The following is a 19,354-nucleotide window of genomic DNA, read 5'->3' on the forward strand; positions in this document are numbered from 1 at the left end:
CACGACAGGAACTAGACTGCCCGGCTTTGAACATTGACTTGCCATTAACGCGACACAAGACTTAAATCTATGAGTAAATTTACTCAGTAGATTAAATATGCCTTTCGAACGCGCTGAATCGAACCTTCTGCACCAGCGGCTTGGCGAATCCACGCGTTTCATTACCGTGGTCGCTGGCCCTCGCCAAGTGGGGAAAAGCACCCTAGTCAGAAATGTTCTGCGCCGCTACCCACACAGCTTCGTGGCCACGGATCACCCGTTCGATTGGCAGACCTTTGGGGGAGATGCCAGCAGCTCCTATGGTATTCCGGGTGAAGCCCCCGCAAGCGAATGGATCGTCCAGCACTGGCTGCGCGCCCGCGCCGAAGCCAAGGCTTTACCCGAGGATCAGACCTACATTCTGGCCATGGACGAAATTCAGAAGATCCCCCGCTGGTCAGAGGTCGTCAAAGGCCTATGGGACGCCGACCGCGCGGTCGGACTCAATCTGCATGTAATCCTGCTGGGCTCATCGCCCTGGCTGATGCAAAAAGGCCTGACCGAGAGTCTGGCCGGACGCTTCGAGACCATCGCCATGAGCCACTGGTCCTATCCTGAAATGCAGGAAGCCTTCGACCTGTCCCTGGAGGAATACCTGTACTTTGGCGGCTACCCCGGCAGCGCCCAACTCATTGGCGATGAACCGCGCTGGCGCAACTACATTCGCGGCACCCTGATCCACCCGAACATCGAGCGGGACATCCTGCAGATGAACCGCGTGGATAAACCGGCCCTGCTGAAGAACCTGTTCGAGCTTGGCTGCAACTACTCCGGCCAGATCATTTCCTACACCAAGCTCATGGGCCAATTGCAGGATGCAGGTAATACCGTGACATTGGCTCACTACCTCAACCTGCTGGGACAGGCCGGCCTGCTGCGGGGCCTCAGCAAATATGCCGGAGAACAACACCGCCAACGCAGCTCCAGCCCCAAGCTCAACGCGCTGAATACTTCCCTGATTTCCGCGCTGAGCGGCTACAGCTTCACCGAGGCCCGAGCAGACCGCTCGCATTGGGGCAGACTGGTGGAAAGCGCCGTAGGTGCTCACTTGTGCAACAGCGCCAACGACAACTGCCAGGTGCAGTACTGGCGAGAAAGCCCGGATGAAGTCGACTTCGTGCTGCACGACGGCAAAGGCCTGCTGGCCATCGAGGTCAAGAGCGGCAAAACCTTCGCCAAACCCAAAGGACTGGAACGCTTCTCCAGCCACTACCCGCACGCACGCACCTTGATCGTCGGCGAAGGGGGCGTTGCCTTGGCCGAGTTTCTCACCCAGCCCGCTCGCTATTGGCTGGAGCGAACATGAGCCTGGTAGCCCGACGCGTACAGCCACTCGAGCAATCGCAAGATGGCGAGAAGCGGCTGACAGAACAGCCGCTCAGCGACTTCCGCGACACGCCTGCTTGGGTACTGCTGGGCGAACCGGGTGCCGGCAAAAGTGAAGCACTTAATATCGAAGCCGAAGCAACGGGCGGCCACTACCTGACCGCGCGCGAACTGATCACTGCAAACCCTATACCGGGGCAATGGCGCGGCAAAACACTGTTTATCGATGCCCTGGATGAATCGCGCGCGGAGGGTGTGGACAGCCTGACGCTGCGTATCAGCAACCAGCTGCGTAACCTTGACTGCCCAGCGTTTCGCCTCGCCTGCCGAGCCGCAGACTGGTACGGACCAAGCGACAGAACGGACCTGCAACACCTCAGCCCAGACGGCAAACTGATTACCCTGCAACTCTGCCCACTGAACGACGAAGACATCCGCCACATACTGCGCAGCAATCACGGCATAGCCGACGCCGAGGGTTTTGCCGAGCGGACCAAACGCCACGGCATAGCACCATTGCTACGCAACCCGCAGACCCTAAGCCTGATCGCCAAGGCCATTCGCGAAGAGCAATGGCCCGATAACCGAGCAGACGTCTACCGCCTCGCCTGCGAGACACTCGCTCAAGAAACCAATCGGCGGCACAGAAACGCACAACGCAACGCCCCTACCGAGACCTTAGCCATCCTGCAAGCAGCGGGACAGCTCTTCTCCGTGCTGCTATTGGCGGGCAAAAGCGGCATCGCCCTCGACCAAGATGCCAGTAACAGCGAATTCCCCACCCTGCAGCAACTGCTACCGGCGGATACGGCAACGGCGACCAAGGCTCTGCAAAGCGCGCTCTTTATTCCCGCCGCGAACCACGATGAACGCCTGCTCCCCTGCCACCGCAGCGTGGCCGAACATTTGGCTGCCGACTGGCTGGGTAAACGTCTGGACAGTAATGAGCTCCCTCTTGGTCGCCTGCTCAACTTGCTGCTGGGCTGTGATGGCGGCGTGGTGGCCGACCTGCGCGGCCTGTTCGCCTGGCTCGCTCAATGCAGCGCCCTGGCCAGACCCAGACTGATCGATATCGACCCGCTCGGTATCGTGCTCTATGGCGACGCCCGCCCCTTGAGCACAGCCGATAAACGCCACCTGCTGCAGGCACTGCGCCAACAAGCGGAACACTTCCCAGGCTTTCGCTGGTATCTACACCATGATCAGGAGGCGTTCGGTGCGCTGGCTGACCAGGCGCTGACCGAGGATTTCCGGCAAATCCTGCAAGATCCTCAACGTGATGAGGCCACGCAGGCCCTGATGGACTGCGTGCTTGATATTCTGCGGTACGGCGGTGCCATACCTGCCTTGACAGAGCCGCTGCTGGCCGTGGTCAAGGATGCAACGCTGTGGTTCAAACTTCGCAACAGCGCTCTGGATTCCTTGCTCACACTAACCACGCCGCTTGAAGCCAAAGCGTATCTGATGACTATCAACAGCGGTCAGGTAGAGGATGACGACAATAGGCTTTTGGAGAAACTCCTCGAACATCTATACCCGGCCTATCTAGAGCCAGATGAACTACTGCAATGCCTGCATCCAAAAAAAGACTCCCGCCAGGTTGGCGGCTCCATATTCTGGGAGTACCAACTACCTGAACGGGTCCCCGACCATCATCTTTCAGCGTTGCTGATAGGGCTAAGCCAACGCAGGGACATGTTCAGGGATACCCAATACGACGGAGATCTCTCCCGTGCAACTGGTCAATTGGTTGCCCGAGCCCTGGAGGCGCTGGGGGACGATGCCACCGACGAGCAAATAACTACTTGGCTTGGCTCAGGAGCCGACGAATATGGCCGCACTCGTCGAGAACAGAAAGCACAGGCAGTTATCCAGAAATGGCTTGAGAGGAGGCCTGAACGTTACAAAGCCGTGCTGGGGATAGCTATTCAGTCAGCAGACCAAGGCCGGAACCGCTATCGCATTAATCTGCCCCATATGTCCCCACCCGCTGACCTGGGTCTCTGGCACCTACAACAGGCAACCCATGCAACAGAGGTAGTGGCGAGAATCCACCTGCGTGAGGCAATTGAAGCGATCAACCTGAAGCGCGGCGATCAAGGTTTAACACTGGAAACACTGGCTGAGTGGATACAGCTCAATCCCGGTCGAGCTGCTTGGGTAGAAGAGCTTCTTGTCTGGCCAGTAGAAGAGTGGCGATTGCAGGATGCAGCCCGCACCAGGGAGTACCGGCACAAACGCCAGGAAGCACGCCATACGCGCACCCTTAATACCGCCCCTTATCTACCAGCCATTACCGCCGGAACGGCCGCACCACACCTGCTCGATCAATTAGCGGGGGTATGGCTTAACCATTTCTCCGACATCCACGGCGAGACGCCGAGCGACCGTTTCGCCAACTACAGCGAGTTTGGCGACGAACTGATGCAGGCGGCAGAATCTGGATTCAAACTCAGTCTGCAGCGCGACGATTTGCCCAGTGCCGACGAAATTATTGCGCTCGGCTTGAAGAAACGACGCCACTGGATCAGCAAGCCCTGTCTGTTGGGCTTGCAGCTGTTATGGGAGAACGATCCCAAGCAAGTGCAGCCCCTGCCGGACAATCTTGTAGAGCGGCTTCTGGCCTTTCGCCTGAACATGCCACTCGTAGAGATCGACGCGTGGCTGGCACAGACGGCGCGGCAGCGCCCGGAACTGTTTGCCGACCTGTTGGTGCGCTATGCCGGTGCCGCGTTCAAGGCCGGCGAAACCTCGGTAGAGTTGATCCATTTACTCGGCAAGAACGACGACTACGCCCAAGTCAGCGCGCTGGCAGCACCCCAGCTCTTGCGTAATTTCCCATTGCGCGCCAAGAAAGATCAACTGCACAGCCTTAAACGGCTACTCAATACCGCCTTGGCAGCAGCGCCAAGCGCTCTGGAAGAATTGGCGCGGCACAAACTTTCACTCAAGGGCGTGGATGCTGCACAGAAAACGCTGTGGTTCGCCGTCGCACTGCTGCTCAACCCCGAGCACCAGGAGCAGGCGCAGGCGCTATGGCGCCATATCGGCACATCACCGACCCGCGCATCCTTGCTGACCGAGTTTATTTGCCAAGGCTTCGACAATAGGGCCTCGCGAGCGTCCATGCCTGCACACACGCTGGGGCGGCTAATCGAGTTGATTGCGCCGCATGCCGAGATGGAACTGGGCAGACGCTCTAGAACTGAAGCCTGGGAGCGTGGCGATCTGATTCGCGCCATGGTTGACCAGCTCGGTGCCTCCATCAGCGAAGAAGCCGAGCAGGAGCTGCAACGGCTGCTGGCGAAACCAGACCTGAGCAAGCTGCGCTATACCCTCCAGCGCACGCTGGATCAGCAACGCACTAAACGCCGCGAAGCCCAATTCAGTTTTCTCACTCCCGAGGCAGTGGCCCAGGTGCTGTTCAATAGAGCGCCGGCCAACGTCGACGACCTGACGGCCCTGGCCATCGACCATCTCGACGAAATTGCCCATGAGCTGCGCCATGAAAACGATGACGGCTACCGCAGTTTCTGGAACATTACTCAAGGCACACCGCCCAGCCAGCGAGACGAAAACCTGTGCAGGGATGCGTTGCTACAACGCCTACGACCACGATTAAGCGCACAAGGGGTGGGTATCGCACCAGAAGCCGACCATGCCGCAGATAAACGTGCCGATCTGCAACTGGACTACCGCAACCAGTCCACCCTGCCCATCGAGATCAAGCGCGACAGCCATCCTGACCTCTGGAAAGCCCTGCGCAACCAGTTGATGGCACAGTACGTAAATGCACCGAAAACCCAAGGCCATGGCATTTATTTGGTGCTCTGGTTTGGCGATCCGAAAAAGCCCATGCCCGCCACTCTGGACGGAGGCAAGAAGCCCAAGTCTGCGCAAGAGTTGCAAGCCAGGCTTGAAGCCTTACTGAACGAGGAGGAGCGTCAGCGTGTATTTGTAAGGGTGTTGGATGTGAGCTGGCCGACCTGACGCCCTTTTAGCTAACCCCCATATAGCGCCCGGCGCGGTGGTTGATCGCCAGCACCATATTCAGCGCTAGCGCGCCGAGGATCGACAGCGCCACCTTGTCCAGCGGCACAACCATTACCGCGCCAAGCACGATCAGCACATCGATGGCCATCTGCACATTGCCGGCGCGCAGGCCGAAGCGCTCCTGCAGGTACAGTGCAAGGATATTCACCCCGCCGAGGCTGGCGCGGTGGCGGAACAGCATCAGTAAGCCCAGGCCCATGGCGAAACCACCGAACAGCGCGGCATACACCACGTTCAGGTGGGTGAAGCCAATCCACTGCGGCGTCAATTCAGCCAACAGCGAAACCATCCCCACCGCGCAGAAGGTGCGCAGGGTGAACGGCCAGCCCATGCGCCAGATGGCCAGGGCGTAGAACGGCAGGTTGATCAGAAAGAACACCAGACCGAACGGCCAGCCAAGCAAGTACTTCATCAGAAAGGCCAAACCCACGGTGCCGCCGGTCAGCAAACCAGCCTGGCTGTAGAGGGTGATCCCCAGCGCCACCATGGCCGTACCCAGCAGCAGCGCCAGGCCGTCTTCCCAGAGTGGATGGCGAATAAAGATCGCGGCAATACGATCCGGCTCGGCGTGATCGGCATCAGCGTCATGCATGGGGAACAACCTGTAGAGGGCAAACGGCAATAGACAGCGTAGCGGCCAGCAAGACATGCGTTAACGCTACGCAACACGAGCCAAAGGGTGGCACGCCCTACCGGCGGCCACCCTGGCGGAAATCAATGCAGCGCGGAAAAACTCAGCCCGAACGGGCTATTTGCGATCCCACACCTCAAACACATAGCCGGGGGTCTCAAGCCCTTCCGGGTGTTCGATGGCGGAAGACAGGTGCCAGTCAGCCTCGGCCACTTCGGGGAAGTAGGCATCACCCTGAGGGCTGATGCCGACGCGAGTCAGGTACAGGCGTTCGGCCTGGGCCAGGCCCAGCTCGTAGAGTTGCGCGCCGCCGATCAGCATCAGCTCTTCGGCATCTTCCTCGCGCGCCCAGGCCTCGGCACGTTCGAGCGCGGCGTCGAGGCTGGCGAACACTTCCGCGCCCGCCAGCTGCAAGCCAGGCTGGCGACTGACCACCAGATTGAGCCGACCCGGCAAGGGCCGGCCGAGGGAATCCCAGGTCTTGCGCCCCATGATGATCGGCTTGCCCAGAGTCAGCGCCTTGAAGTGCTTGAGGTCCGCCGGCAAGTGCCAGGGCAGTTGATTATCGCGGCCGATCACGCGGTTTTCCGCGAGGGCGGCGATCAGGCAGAGAGGCAGGGAATTTTTCATAGGCGCGAGAATACCGCCTGCGCGGCGATCATTGAAGCCTTCCCTCCGCGCCGGTTCTCCGTTCAGTTGTCTTAACCATCCTGGCGTTTGCCCACCACGCGGTTGCGCCCCTGCTCCTTGGCCAGGTAGAGCGCGACATCCGCCAGGCGTAGGGCATCGACCAGGCTCTGATGCGGCTGTGGCGTGAGGTAGGCCATGCCGATGCTCAGCGTAACCACACCGGCAGCATCCGAATGGGCATGCGTCAGGCCCAGGGCTTCGATGGCGCTGCGGATGTCCTGCAGAATCGCCAGCAGTTGCGCTTCATCCAGGCCATACCAGACACCGACAAACTCCTCACCACCATAACGCGCCGCGCAATCCAGCGGCCGCCGGGCATGCTCGCCAATCACCCGCGCGACCTGGCGCAACGCCTCGTCACCGGCCGCATGGCCATAGTGGTCGTTGTAGCGCTTGAAGAAGTCGACATCCATCATCACCACGCCCAGGGCCTGCTTTTCCCGTTGCGCCTGGCGCCAGCTGCGTTCGGCACGCTCGGTAAAGGCGCGGCGATTGAGCAGCCCGGTGAGAAAGTCCTTCTCGGCCAGGTCCTGTAGCAGGCCATGGGCAAGGAAGTTCTGCCGCGTGGCATATTCCAGGGAATAGCAGCCCACCGAGCCGATGACATTGGCCAGGGCCAGAAACAAGGCATTGTTCAGTAGCATCTCGCCCGATAGTCCAATACTCACTTCCACGACCAGATACGCCACAAAAGTCAGCCAGCCGCACAGCACGGCGGTGGCAAAGCGCAGCCCGGTGAGAAAGTAGAAGAACACGGTAACCAGGATGATGCCCTCATAAGGCAGCGCAAAGCTGTGATAGCGGGCCAGACCGATAATGCCCGCCACGGCCAGCCCGGAGAGCAACGCCACAATGCCGCCGATCAGCTGCAGGTGATCACGCAAGCCCGGTCGATAGGTGGCCAACCAGGCCAGCAGCAGCATCGGCTGGATTACCCCCAGGCGCAGGGCGAGTATCCGGCCGCGCAGTGGGTCCGGCAGGTTGATCGCATCCAGCAGCACGAACAGCAACGCCAGCAGCGTGGCCACCAGCAATGACCAGCGCATACGCCGCAGGAACACGTTGGCGTGATAGCGCTTGAACGCCTGCTCCAGTTCATCGTCAAAACTCAGCGCGCGAAAGCCCTGCTGATGCTGACGCAGGTACGGCGAATCCTGATTGACCCACTCCAGATGCGGTAACTTCACGATGGCACTCGCTTTTCTTGTTATGCGTCCAGCGGCTGCTGACCGAGGCATTCGGCCGCCCACTACCAGCAGCCTAGCTGGACTGGCCAGCGGAGTACACGCGAGCGCAACTGTGCCATGTGCCAGCCGCTGCGGTTATGCTCTGGCTTCCACCCGTTTATGGAACACCGCGTGAGCCCACTCGATAAACCCACGCCCAGCCGACTGCAGCGCCTCTGGCTCAGCGAAACCATCCGCCTGCGCGAGGAACATGCCGGCCCGCTGGAGGACAGTGCAGCCAACCGTAGCGCCCAGGCCCAGGGCGGCGCACTCGACGAACGCATCCAGACCCGTGCCTGGTTGCTTGCCGAACGCGATGGCCAGGTGCAGGCGCTGCAGCATTGGTTACAGGGCGCGCGCCTCGCCGGGCTGTTTCTCCTGTTGCTGGCCATTCTTAGCGGCAGCGGCTTGGCAGTGGCGGCACTGGGCGATGGTTTACACCCGGTCAATGTGTTCTGGGCCCTGGGCAGCCTGCTCGGGCTGAACCTGCTTCTGCTGCTGGGCTGGGCGCTGGGCCTGCTGCTCAGCCGTGACAGCACAGGGGCCCTCGGCCATCTGTGGTTATGGCTAAGCGCCAAACTGGCCCGCGATGCCCAGGCCGCCCAACTGGCCCCCGCCCTGCTGTTGATGTTGCAACGCCAGCGTCTGAGTCGCTGGGGCCTGGGCGTACTGGTGCAGGGCTTCTGGCTGCTGACCCTGCTTACCGCACTGCTGGCTCTACTGGCCCTGCTGACGACCCGCCGCTATGGCTTTGTCTGGGAAAGCACCCTGCTCGGTGGCGACAGCTTTATCGCCATGACCCAGGCCATCGGCAGCCTGCCGGCGCTGCTCGGCTTCAGCCTGCCGGATGCCGAGCTGATCCGCGCCAGCGGCGACAGCGCCCTGGCCAACGAAAGCGCGCGGCTGAGCTGGGCCGGCTGGCTGGTGGGTGTGCTGGTGGTCTACGGCATACTGCCGCGCCTGGGCCTGCTGCTGCTCTGCCTGTGGCGCTGGCGCAGCGGTTGTGCGGTGCTGAGCCTGGATCTCAGCCTGCCTGGCTACAGCCTACTACGCGAACGTCTGCAACCGAGCAGCGAACGCCTCGGCGTGTGCGATGCCGCACCCACGCAGCTGCATCAACCGCAAGCCGGCAAGCACAGCGAAGACAGCCAGGGCGCGCTGCTGGTGGCAGTCGAACTGGACCCACAGCGCAACTGGCCACCCGTTTTACCCAAGGGCATCGGCGATGCCGGGGTGATCGACAGCCGCGAGCAGCGCAACCAACTGCTCGACCAGCTCAACCGCTTTCCGCCGGCACGCCTGCTGATTGCCTGCGATCCCCGCCGCTCGCCGGATCGCGGCAGCCTGGCACTGCTCGGCGAACTGGCGCGCAGCGCAGCCGCCACGCGGATCTGGCTGCTGCCACCGCCACCCGGCGAAGCACTAGACAGCGCGCGCCTGGGCGACTGGCACCGCGCGCTGGAGCAATTGCAGCTGAGCTACAGCGACAGCGCGCCGTTCAGTTGGCTGGAGCATGGCCATGACTAAAGCCCTCAAGCTGGCCGTGGTTGGCCATACCAATGTCGGCAAGACCTCGCTACTGCGCACCCTGACCCGCGATGTCGGCTTCGGCGAGGTGTCCCATCGCCCCAGCACCACCCGCCACGTCGAAGGCGCACGGCTGTCGGTGGACGGCGAGGCGCTGCTGGAGCTGTACGACACCCCCGGCCTGGAAGACGCCATCGCCCTGCTGGATTACCTGGAACGTCTGGATCGCCCCGGCGAACGCCTGGATGGACCGGCGCGGCTGGCGCGCTTTCTCGATGGCAGTGAAGCGCGGCAGCGTTTCGAGCAGGAGGCCAAAGTGCTGCGCCAACTGCTGGCCTCGGATGCCGGCCTCTATGTGATCGACGCCCGCGAACCGGTGCTGGCCAAATACCGCGATGAGCTGGCGGTGCTGAGCATGTGCGGCCGGCCCTTGCTACCGGTACTGAACTTCGTCAGCAGCAGCCAGCACCGCGAGCAGGACTGGCGCGACGCCCTGGCCCGCCTCGGCCTGCATGCCCTGGTGTGCTTCGACAGCGTGGCGCCGCCGCTGGATGGCGAACGCCGCCTATACGACAGCCTGGCGTTGCTGCAGGAAAAAGCCCGCCCGCAATTACAACGGCTGATCGACGATCACCTGGCGCAGCGCCAACTGCGCAAAAGCAGCGGCGCGCGGCTGATCGCCGAACTGCTGCTGGACTGCGCCGCCTGCCGCCGTAGCGTGGCCGCGCAAGCCGTGCTGGAACAAGGCGCCATCCGCGATCTGCACCAGACCATCCGGCAACGCGAACAACGCTGCGTGGAAGCCCTGCTGCGCCTGTACGCCTTCCGCCAGGACGACGCCAAGGCCAGCGACCTGCCCTTGCTCGACGGGCGCTGGGGCGACGATCTGTTCAACCCGGAAACCCTCAAGCAGCTCGGCATCAATATCGGTGGCGGCATGGCAGCAGGCGCGGCCACCGGCGTCGGCGTCGATCTGTTGGTGGGCGGGATTACCCTCGGCGCGGCGGCGCTGATCGGCGCCCTGCTCGGCGGCAGCGCGCAGACCCTACGCGGCTATGGCGCGCGGCTGAAAGGCAAACTCAAGGGCCAGCGCGAGCTGACCGTGGACGACGCCGTGCTGCGCCTGCTTGCCCTGCGCCAGCAGCGGCTGCTGCAAGCACTGGAAGCCCGTGGCCATGCCGCCGTCGAGGCCATCAGCCTGAGTACGCCGCAGGACGCCAGCTGGCGTGAAGGCAAACTGCCGGACGCCCTGCACAAGGCCCGCGCCCACCCGGAATGGTCATCGCTGAATCCTAATGCCCGGCTTGAGGATGGCGAACGCCAGGAACAGGTGCAGCAGTTGGCGGCGGAGCTGCTCTAGCTTTAAAGGCTTCGCGGCCATGGTACTTCCTACGGAAACCACCGTTGTAGGAGCCCATGGCCGCGATTAACGATCAGACCGCGACGGGCGCGCTGATATGCGGATGCGCCTGGTAGCCAACCAGCTCGAAGTCCTCGAACTTGAACGCCAGCAGGTCCTTCACTTTGGGGTTGAGCTTCATCACCGGCAGCGGCAACGGCTCGCGGCTTAGCTGCAGGTCGGTCTGCTCGATATGGTTGGCGTAGAGGTGGCAGTCGCCGCCAGTCCAGATAAAGTCGCCCGGTTGCAGCCCACAGACCTGGGCCACCATCAAGGTCAGCAGCGCATAGCTGGCGATATTGAAGGGCACGCCCAAAAATATGTCCGCCGAGCGCTGGTACAGCTGGCAGCTCAGCTTGCCGTCGGCCACATAGAACTGGAACAGCGCGTGGCACGGCGGCAGGGCCATCTGCTCGACCAGCGCCGGGTTCCAGGCGGAGACGATCAGGCGGCGCGAATCCGGATTCTTTTTGATCATCTCGATCAGCTTGCTGATCTGGTCAATCGACTCGCCGTTCGGCGCGGGCCAGCTGCGCCACTGGTAGCCGTACACCGGGCCGAGGTCGCCGTTCTCGTCGGCCCACTCGTCCCAGATGCGTACGCCGTTGTCCTTCAGGTACTTGATGTTGGTGTCGCCCGCAAGGAACCACAGCAGTTCGTGGATGATCGATTTCAGGTGGCACTTTTTGGTGGTCACCAGCGGGAAGCCGTCGGCCAGGTTGAAGCGCATCTGATGGGCAAAAATACTGTAGGTGCCAGTGCCCGTGCGGTCACTCTTGAAGGTGCCGGTCTCACGCACCAGGCGCATCAGGTCGAGGTACTGCTGCATTACACGGCCTCCTGTGCAGCCTGACGTTTGTAGGCATAGGCGATCAGGCCCAGGCCGCCGAGGATCATCGGCAGGCAGAGTACCTGACCCATGGTCAGCCAGCCGCCCGCCAGGTAACCGAGCTGGGCATCCGGCACGCGGACGAATTCGACGATAAAGCGGAAGATCCCGTAGCACAGGGCAAACATGCCGGACACCGCCATGGTCGGTCGCGGCTTGCGCGAGTAGAACCAGAGGATGGTGAACAGCGCCACGCCTTCCAGGGCGAACTGGTACAGCTGCGAGGGATGGCGCGCCAGTTGCTGCGGGTCGGTGGGGAAGATCATCGCCCAGGGCACGTCGGTGGCCTTGCCCCACAGCTCGGCATTGATAAAGTTGCCGATGCGCCCGGCACCCAGGCCGATCGGCACCAGCGGCGCGATAAAGTCCATCAGCTCGAAGAAGCTCTTGTTGTTGCGCTTGCCGAACCACCAGGTGGCCAGCATTACGCCGATCAACCCGCCGTGGAACGACATGCCGCCTTCCCAGATGCGCAGCATGCGCACCGGTTCGGCGATATAGGCCGCCAGGTCGTAAAACAGCACGTACCCCAGACGGCCACCGAGGATTACACCCATTGCGACCCAGAACACCAGGTCGGAGAGTTTCTCCTTGTTCCAGCTCGGTGCGAAGGCGTTGACCCGGCGCGAGGCCAGCCACCAGGCGCCGCCGATGCCGATCAGGTACATCAGGCCGTACCAATGGATTTTCAGCGGGCCAAGGGCCAGTGCAACCGGGTCGATCTGCGGGTAAGGCAGCATCAAAAACTCCTTAGATCAGGAAACTTAATCCCACGCTAAACAGCAGCAGGGCAAACAGGCGTTTGAGCAGACGCGGCGACAGCTTGTGCGCCAGGCGTGCACCGACGCGGGCAAAGTACATGCTGGGGATGGCAATACCGACCAGCGCCGGCAGGTAGACAAAGCCCAGGCTCCATTCCGGCAGCGCGGGCTTATCCCAACCCAGCCAGATAAAACTCAGGGCACTGGCTATCGCAATCGGCAGGCCACAAGCAGAAGAGGTGGCCACCGCCTGCTGCATCGCTACGCTGCGCCAGGTCAGGAACGGCACGGTCAGCGAACCGCCGCCGATGCCGAAAATCGCCGAGGCCCAGCCAATCACCACACCCGCCACCGTCAACCCTGGCTTGCCTGGGACAGTGCGGCTGGCTTTGGGTTTCAGTTCCAGGGCCATTTGTACGGCGATAATAATCGCAAATACGCCGATGATTTTCTGCAGCAGCGGCCCCTGAATGGCGGCGGCAGTCATCGCGCCAAGCCCTGCGCCGAGCAGAATCCCCAGGGTCATCCAGGCAAATACCGGCCACAGCACGGCGCCTTTACGCTGATGTTCAATCACCGAGTTGATCGAGGTGAAGATGATGGTCGCCAACGACGTGCCTACCGCCAGGTGCGTCAAAATCATCGGATCAAAGCCCTGCGCAGCAAAACTCAGCACCAGCACCGGCACGATGATAATGCCGCCGCCTACGCCAAATAACCCGGCAAGCGTTCCAGCTGCAGCCCCTAACCCCAAATACAGCAGCAGTTCCATCAGCACCCCCACAAACAATCCGGCATGGTAACGGATGCACAGGGCCGGACTCTACTTTGGGCGATGGATGTCCGCTTAGGCTTTGCGTAAAGTGCCCGCATCGCCTGTGGAATAGACCAGCATGCGCCCGACCCTGTACCTGAAGCTGAGCTGTAACCAGATGCACCTGACGCACCTGCAAAGTGGCCGCGCGCTGCACCTGCAGGCCGACCCGGCATTCAGCAATCAGCGCCTGCTGGTGGCGGATTTTGCGGCGGCGCAGCAACTGTTGCAGCGCGGCGTCGAGGAAATCCTGCCCAAGCGTTTGCTGCGTCTGAACCGCTCACCGCAGTTGCTGATCCAGCCACTGGAGCGCCTGGAAGGCGGTCTGTCGCAGGTCGAGGAGCGCATTCTGCTGGAACTCGGCCTGGGCTGCGGCGCGCGCAAGGTACGCCTGCACCTGGGCAACGAACTGGACAACGCCGGCGTGCTGGCGAAGTTAAGGAGCTAACTCATGTGCCTGATCGTCCTGGCCTGGCGACCGGGTCATGCCCAGCCGCTACTGCTGGCCGCCAACCGCGATGAATTCTATGAACGGCCCAGCCAGCCTCTGGCCGAATGGCCCGATGTGCCGGGAGTGTTTGCCGGACGCGATCTGCAGGCCGGCGGCACCTGGCTAGGCGTCGGCCCCGGCGGGCGCTTTGCCGCCCTGACTAATATTCGCGACCCTGGCCAGGCGCAGGGCAGCCGCTCACGGGGCGAGCTGCCGGTAGCCTTTCTCGCCGGCAGCCTTAGCGTCGAAGATTTTCTGCATGACCTGCACGAGCGGCGCCGCCACTACAGCGGCTTCAACCTGCTGCTCGGCGACCGCCAGCAACTCTGGCACTTCAACTCCCTAACCGGGCGCGCCACACCATTGGCGGAAGGCGTGCACGGCCTGTCGAATGCCGATCTGGACACGCCCTGGCCCAAGCTGCAGCGGGCCAAGCAGGCGCTGCACAACGGCTTGCATGAGCCGCATCCGCAGATGCTGCTCAAGCTGTTGGCCGACCCCACCCGCGCGGCAGACGCTGACCTGCCGCAAACCGGTATCGGCCTGACCGGCGAACGCCTGCTGTCAAGCGTGTTTATTGCCAGCGTCACCTACGGCACCCGCGCCAGTACTGCGTTGATCGTCAATGCCGACGGCAGCCGCGTGCTGGCCGAGCGTACGTTCGGCAGCAATGGCAGCTGTTTAGGTGAGGTGGTTGTGCACTGCTGAAGCCGCTTAGCAGGCTGTTGAAAACGTTGGCGAGGCAGCCAGTGCAAGGCAAAAACAGGCGAAAAAGCGGAGTTTACGAGCTGTAAATGAGCATTTTGAGCCTGTTTTTAACGCCGCAATGGCAACGCAGGTAGTTTTTCAACGGCATGCTAGTTGCTGTGGGCAGGTTCGCTGAATTTATCAAGGGTAAACAGCGGCGAGGCAATCGTCGGATCGTCGGCATCGGCCACCAGCAACGGCCGCCCATCGGCCTGAAAGGTCAGCCCCTCGATCTTCACCACCGGCGTCAGGTGGTTCAGCTCGACGATGCTCAGCTGTGCATCCAGCCGCCCGAGCACACTGCCAACGCAGGCACCGTCGAGGTAGCTGGAGTCGGTAGCCTCCGCCGTCGCGGTGAAATACAGCGCGCCACTGGGCGCCACGCTGAGGTCGGTCAGGCTCAACGGTACGCCGTCCAGCTCAGGCAATGGCAGCGGCACAATCCGCTGCAGCGCGGCGGCGCTCAGCTGCCCATCCTGCAGATCGCGCAGCACCTGGGGTAAATCGAGCAGCACCAGGGCATTCTCCCGACCACGACCGTTGCCACGTTGCGCCAGCAGCAACTGCTCGCGATAGACCACGCTGCCTTCGATATTCAGGTCCTGAAAGTGCTCGGCAAGCGCCTGGTACAAGGGGCTGAGGTCGATAGCGCGCACGCTGCCGGCCTCAACCAGACAGCCGCGGCAGCGGCGCTTGGTCGAACCCGAACCGAGAGCCAGCAGGCAGTCGCCTGGTAATGACAGCAACGCTTCGAAGTCAGGTTTAAGACGTTTGCGCTGCTTGGCATCCTCGGGCAACTCGCCGGGCAGCAGGGTCAACTCGGCCTGCCAGTCGCCCCTCAGGCTGTAGCGTTGCAGCACCAGCGCATCGTCGGCCAGCACCCACAGGCTCTGGCCCTGACGCACCAGTGCGCTGGCCGCCGACAGGCACAGGGTTGCCAGTTGGCGCAGCGCCAGGCGCTTATCTGCAGGGTTCAGCACGAGCGGGGGCGCTCACGCCTGGATATCCGACGCCGGATTGATCATGCGGCCCAAGCCGAGGTTGCGCAGGGCCAGTTGCAGGGTGCTGTGGATCACCTGCGGATTGTCGATGCTCATCACCTGACCCAGCAATTCCTGGGCCTTGCCCATGCTGATCTGGCGTAACAGCCATTTCACCTTGGGCAGGTTGGTGGCGTTCATCGACAGGCCATCGAAGCCCATGGCCATCAGCAACACCGCGCACGCCGGGTCACCGGCCATCTCACCGCAGATGCTCACCGGTTTGCCTTCGGCATGGGCACCGGCCACCACCAGGCGCAGCGCCTGCAGCACCGCCGGGTGGAGGAAGTCGTAGAGGTCGGCTACGCGCGGGTTGTTACGGTCTACGGCCAACAGGTATTGGGTCAGGTCATTCGAGCCGACCGAGAGGAAGTCGACTTGGCGTGCCAGCTCGCGCACCTGATAGACCGCCGCCGGAATCTCGATCATCACCCCAACCGGTGGCAGCGGCACATCGGTGCCTTCGTCGCGCACTTCGCCCCAGGCACGGTGAATCAGGTGCAGCGCCTCTTCCAGCTCCTGAATGCCGGAAATCATCGGCAGCAGAATGCGCAGGTTGTTCAAGCCTTCGCTGGCTTTAAGCATGGCGCGGGTCTGCACCAGGAAGATTTCCGGGTGGTCGAGGGTGACGCGGATGCCGCGCCAGCCGAGGAAGGGGTTGTCTTCCTTGATCGGGAAGTAGCTCAGCGCCTTGTCACCGCCGATATCCAGGCTGCGCATGGTCACCGGCAGCGGGTGGAAGGCGGCCAGCTGCTCGCGATAGATCGCCAGCTGTTCCTTCTCGCTGGGGAAGCGTTCCTTGATCATAAACGGCACTTCGGTGCGATACAGACCAACACCTTCAGCACCGCGCTCCTGAGCGCGCTTTACATCAGCGAGCAGGCCGGTGTTGACCCACAGCGGCATGCGGTGGCCATCGAGGGTTTCGCACGGCAAGGCACGCAGCGCATCGAGGCCCTGGGCCAGCTGGCGCTCTTCCTCGACCACTTCGGCGTATTGCTTGCGCAACACTTCGCTGGGGTTGGTGAACACCTCGCCGTGGTAACCGTCGACGATCAGCTGAATGCCGTCGATCTTCGAGTACGGCAGGTCAACCACACCCATTACCGTGGGAATACCCATGGCCCGGGCAAAGATCGCCACATGCGAGTTGCCCGAACCCTGCACCGACACCAGACCGACCAGCTTGCCTTCCGGCACTTCGCCGAGCATCGCCGGCGACAGTTCTTCGCTGACCAGAATGCAGTTGTCCGGATAGACCAGGGTTTGCTGACGCGCCTGCTGCAGATAGGCGAGCAGGCGCCGGCCAAGGTCTTTGACGTCGCTGGCGCGTTCGCGCAGGTAGGCGTCGTCCATCAGTTCAAAACGATTGATGTGCTCGCCAATCACCTGGCGCAGTGCGCCCTGGGCCCACTGGCCAGTGCGGATGACCTTGACCACCTCGTTACCTAGGGCGGCGTCTTCCAGCATCATCAGATATACATCGAACAGCGCGCGCTCTTCGGGGCGCAGCTGAGTGGCCATCTTCGCCGACAGCGCGCGCATATCGCTGCGCACACCTTCCAGGGCGTTATTGAACAGGGTCAGCTCGGCGGCGATGTCATCGACAGTTTTATCCGGCACCACTTCCAGATCGGCCGGCGGCAATACCACCACCGCCGTGCCCACGGCCGCACCGGGCGAGCCTGGCACGCCGACGAACTTGGCTTCCTGAATGCCCTTGCCCTGCCGACCCAGACCGCGGATCGAGCCCGTGGCCTCAGCGTGGGCGATAACCCCGGCGAGCTGCGCGCTCATGGTGACGAGGAAGGCTTCTTCACCCTCATCGAACTGGCGCTGTTCTTTCTGCTGGATGACCAATACACCCATCACCTTGCGGTGGTGAATGATCGGCGCACCAAGGAAGGAGGCGTAACGCTCCTCACCGGTCTCGGCAAAGTAGCGATAGCGCGGGTGTTCGGAGGCGTGTTCGAGGTTGAGCGGCTCTTCGCGGGTACCCACCAGGCCGACCAAGCCCTCGTTGGGCGCCATGCTGACCTTGCCGATGGCTTTCTTGTTCAAGCCCTCGGTGGCCATCAGCACGAAGCGATTGCTTTCCGGGTCCAGCAGATAGACCGAGCAGACCTGGCTGCCCATGGCCTCGCGCACCCGCTGCACGATAATGCCCAGCGCCGCCTTGAGGTCCTTGGCGGCATTTACTTCCTGGACAATCTTGCGCAGCGTATTGAGCATGCTTGGCTCTAGCCTGTGTCAGTCCCGCGCCAAGAGGCGCGGAGCGAGTTCCTTGAGGGCGCGACGGTACACCTCGCGCTTGAATGTCACCACCTGGCCCAGCGGGTACCAATAACTGACCCAGCGCCAGCCGTCGAACTCCGGCTTACCGGTCAGGTCCATGCGTACCCGATCCTCTGCACCTGTTAAACGCAGGAGGAACCACTTCTGTTTCTGCCCGATGCACAGCGGTTGGCTGTGCGTGCGCACCAGGCGCTGAGGCAAACGATAACGCAACCAGCCCCGGGTGCAGGCGAGAATTTTCACATCCTGCTGTTCAAGGCCTACTTCTTCATTCAATTCGCGGTACAGCGCTTCTTCCGGCGACTCATGGTCATTGATCCCGCCCTGCGGGAACTGCCAAGCGTCCTGGTTTATCCGACGCGCCCACAGCACCTGGCCGACATCATTGGTCAGAATGATGCCGACATTCGGGCGAAAACCATCGGAATCGATCACGGCACACAACCTCGTAAACGCCTGAATTTAAGACATGCGGGCATTGTTCCACAAAGGCCGCGGCAGCAGCAACGCGAGCGTCCCGCGTAATAGGAATGACCTCTAAAAGCCGCTATCCTCAGCGCCCTCAGACCCTTGCGATGATAGGTGCCCCGTGCGTTTGGCTTTATTCGATCTCGACAACACCCTGCTCGGCGGCGACAGCGATCACGCCTGGGGCGACTACCTGTGTGAGCGCGGCATCCTCGACGGCATCGCCTACAAGGCGCGCAACGATGCGTTCTATCAGGACTACCTGGCCGGCCGCCTGAACATCACCGATTACCTGAACTTCAGCCTGGAAATCCTCGGCCGTACGGAAATGGCCCAACTGGAGCAATGGCACCGCGACTTTATGCGCGATTGCGTCGAGCCGATCATCCTCGCCAAAGGCGAAGCACTGCTGGCCGAGCACCGCGAAGCCGGCGACAAGTTGCTGATCATCACCGCCACCAACCGCTTCGTCACCGCGCCGATTGCCGCGCGCTTGGGTGTCGACACCTTGCTGGCCACCGAATGTGAAATGCAGGACGGCCGCTATACCGGGCGTACCACCGACGTGCCCTGTTTCAAGGAAGGCAAGGTCACCCGCCTCAACCGCTGGCTGGCGGAAAGCGGCCTGAACCTGGCTGACAGCAGCTTCTACAGCGACTCGCTGAATGACCTGCCACTGCTGGAACAGGTCACCCACCCCTTCGCCGTCGACCCCGATCCAAAGCTGCGCGCCGAAGCGGAAAAACGCGGCTGGCCGGTGATTTCGCTGCGCTGAGATTGATGGGTATCGCTGCGCTCAACCTGCGCGACTCGGCCCATGCTATGGCGTTTCCCGTGGACACTCGGGCATAGGCCCGTAGCCCGGATAAGCTCCGGCGCAATCCGGGGATCGGTTGTGCAGCCGACATTGTTCCCCCGGATTGCATCCGGGCTACGAGGCTGACAGCCACCCAATAAAA

At 62.1% G+C, this 19,354-nt stretch carries 16 protein-coding genes; 7 read left to right on the forward strand and 9 right to left on the reverse strand.

The annotated features are described in order from the left end of the window. The first annotated feature begins 97 nt into the window (after window positions 1-97). Complete coding sequence (locus tag Q8M42_RS03585) at window positions 98-1,345, forward strand: ATP-binding protein (protein ID WP_304870232.1); 1,248 nt, start codon at window positions 98-100, stop codon at window positions 1,343-1,345. Beyond that, window positions 1,342-5,355 carry a hypothetical protein gene (locus Q8M42_RS03590; protein ID WP_304870234.1) on the forward strand — a complete coding sequence of 1,338 codons (4,014 nt, stop codon included), beginning with the start codon at window positions 1,342-1,344 and terminating at the stop codon, window positions 5,353-5,355. The genes Q8M42_RS03585 and Q8M42_RS03590 overlap by 4 nt, the downstream gene beginning before the upstream one ends. Window positions 5,356-5,362: 7 nt before the next feature. Here Q8M42_RS03590 and Q8M42_RS03595 read toward each other — a convergent pair whose 3' ends face one another. From Q8M42_RS03595 to Q8M42_RS03605, 3 genes are all read right to left on the reverse strand, one after another. Further along, window positions 5,363-6,010, reverse strand: a complete 648-nt coding sequence (locus Q8M42_RS03595; RefSeq protein WP_304870236.1) for a YitT family protein — start codon at window positions 6,008-6,010, stop codon at window positions 5,363-5,365. A 156-nt stretch (window positions 6,011-6,166) separates the two neighbouring features. Then, window positions 6,167-6,679 (reverse strand): dihydrofolate reductase, encoded by a 513-nt coding sequence (locus Q8M42_RS03600; RefSeq protein ID WP_304870238.1) that lies wholly within the window; start codon window positions 6,677-6,679, stop codon window positions 6,167-6,169. A gap of 71 nt (window positions 6,680-6,750) precedes the next feature. Beyond that, window positions 6,751-7,926 carry a diguanylate cyclase gene (locus Q8M42_RS03605; RefSeq protein ID WP_304870240.1) on the reverse strand — a complete coding sequence of 392 codons (1,176 nt, stop codon included), beginning with the start codon at window positions 7,924-7,926 and terminating at the stop codon, window positions 6,751-6,753. 171 nt (window positions 7,927-8,097) lie between these two features. Here Q8M42_RS03605 and Q8M42_RS03610 point away from each other — a divergent pair, with 171 nt between their 5' ends. Beyond that, window positions 8,098-9,492: a DUF2868 domain-containing protein gene (locus Q8M42_RS03610; protein WP_304870242.1), complete on the forward strand. Its 1,395-nt coding sequence runs from the start codon at window positions 8,098-8,100 to the stop codon at window positions 9,490-9,492. Continuing rightward, on the forward strand, window positions 9,485-10,852 hold the full coding sequence (locus Q8M42_RS03615; RefSeq protein WP_304870244.1) for a DUF3482 domain-containing protein: 1,368 nt from the start codon (window positions 9,485-9,487) through the stop codon (window positions 10,850-10,852). The genes Q8M42_RS03610 and Q8M42_RS03615 overlap by 8 nt, the downstream gene beginning before the upstream one ends. Window positions 10,853-10,925: 73 nt before the next feature. Here the strand turns inward: Q8M42_RS03615 and Q8M42_RS03620 are convergent, their stop codons facing one another. The 3 genes from Q8M42_RS03620 to Q8M42_RS03630 are packed head-to-tail and all read right to left on the reverse strand — an operon-like array spanning window position 10,926 to window position 13,313. Further along, complete coding sequence (locus Q8M42_RS03620) at window positions 10,926-11,720, reverse strand: thymidylate synthase (RefSeq protein ID WP_304870246.1); 795 nt, start codon at window positions 11,718-11,720, stop codon at window positions 10,926-10,928. Continuing rightward, a complete protein-coding gene (lgt, locus tag Q8M42_RS03625) occupies window positions 11,720-12,520 on the reverse strand; it encodes a prolipoprotein diacylglyceryl transferase (RefSeq protein WP_304870248.1) in 801 nt (266 codons plus the stop codon). Before lgt ends, Q8M42_RS03620 begins: the two co-directional genes overlap by 1 nt. Before the next feature lie 10 nt (window positions 12,521-12,530). Continuing rightward, entirely contained in the window at window positions 12,531-13,313 is a 783-nt protein-coding gene (locus Q8M42_RS03630; protein ID WP_304870250.1) for a sulfite exporter TauE/SafE family protein, read from the reverse strand. Window positions 13,314-13,434: 121 nt separating this feature from the next. Between Q8M42_RS03630 and Q8M42_RS03635 the strand changes: the two genes are divergently transcribed. Together Q8M42_RS03635 and Q8M42_RS03640 are read left to right on the forward strand one after the other, a co-directional pair. Next, the gene (locus Q8M42_RS03635) at window positions 13,435-13,803 is read left to right on the forward strand and encodes a hypothetical protein (RefSeq protein ID WP_304870252.1); all 369 of its coding nucleotides are present in this window, start codon (window positions 13,435-13,437) and stop codon (window positions 13,801-13,803) included. Window positions 13,804-13,806: 3 nt separating this feature from the next. Beyond that, entirely contained in the window at window positions 13,807-14,553 is a 747-nt protein-coding gene (locus Q8M42_RS03640) for an NRDE family protein (RefSeq protein ID WP_304870254.1), read from the forward strand. A gap of 149 nt (window positions 14,554-14,702) precedes the next feature. Here the strand turns inward: Q8M42_RS03640 and Q8M42_RS03645 are convergent, their stop codons facing one another. Genes Q8M42_RS03645 through Q8M42_RS03655 form a run of 3 tightly spaced genes read right to left on the reverse strand, consistent with a single transcriptional unit; the run spans window position 14,703 to window position 18,362 of the window. After that, window positions 14,703-15,572 (reverse strand): hypothetical protein, encoded by an 870-nt coding sequence (locus Q8M42_RS03645; protein WP_304870256.1) that lies wholly within the window; start codon window positions 15,570-15,572, stop codon window positions 14,703-14,705. A 12-nt stretch (window positions 15,573-15,584) separates the two neighbouring features. Beyond that, window positions 15,585-17,864, reverse strand: a complete 2,280-nt coding sequence (gene ptsP, locus Q8M42_RS03650; protein WP_304870258.1) for a phosphoenolpyruvate--protein phosphotransferase — start codon at window positions 17,862-17,864, stop codon at window positions 15,585-15,587. 18 nt (window positions 17,865-17,882) lie between these two features. Then, on the reverse strand, window positions 17,883-18,362 hold the full coding sequence (locus tag Q8M42_RS03655) for an RNA pyrophosphohydrolase (protein ID WP_090251327.1): 480 nt from the start codon (window positions 18,360-18,362) through the stop codon (window positions 17,883-17,885). A 154-nt stretch (window positions 18,363-18,516) separates the two neighbouring features. Between Q8M42_RS03655 and Q8M42_RS03660 the strand changes: the two genes are divergently transcribed. After that, on the forward strand, window positions 18,517-19,170 hold the full coding sequence (locus Q8M42_RS03660) for an HAD family phosphatase (protein ID WP_305283415.1): 654 nt from the start codon (window positions 18,517-18,519) through the stop codon (window positions 19,168-19,170). Window positions 19,171-19,354: the final 184 nt, after the last annotated feature.

Origin of the sequence: Pseudomonas sp., assembly GCF_030684895.1 — a bacterium.
Classification (GTDB): Bacteria; Pseudomonadota; Gammaproteobacteria; order Pseudomonadales; family Pseudomonadaceae; genus Aquipseudomonas.